We start from the raw sequence: 370 nt of genomic DNA on the forward strand, positions 1-370 counted from the left end.
CGAGATGTTAAATGCTGACGTTAAATGGTGTGTCGCTCATCCGATTAACGACCTCTCTGGTGTCGATGCAACTGAGCAAGCGTTTCTATTACCGCTAGTAAACTCGCTACCTGATGTTGAACGACGCCCTTCAATCATTATGCAAGGTGAATATGAAGGTCGCACTTGGGTAAACTCTACTGGCTACTTTGTTGGCACATTTGCAAAACCCTTGTTTGGTATCCCAGCAACAGGAAAAACACTCTACTTGCGCTACACCGAAATGGTTTGCACCCAAGATGGTCAAATTATTGAGTCCTATCTAATCCCTGATTTTATTGATGCAATGAACCAAGCTGGCGTGAATCCGTTACGCAAGAGCCTAGGCCAT

At 44.9% G+C, this 370-nt stretch carries 1 pseudogene; it reads left to right on the top strand.

Features of this window, described 5'->3' with window-relative positions:
- Nucleotides 1-370: pseudogene (locus tag BCT81_RS03540) on the top strand (ester cyclase); the annotation flags it as partial.

Source organism: Vibrio sp. 10N.261.52.A1 (assembly GCF_002876325.1).
Classification (GTDB): domain Bacteria; phylum Pseudomonadota; class Gammaproteobacteria; order Enterobacterales; family Vibrionaceae; genus Vibrio; species Vibrio chagasii.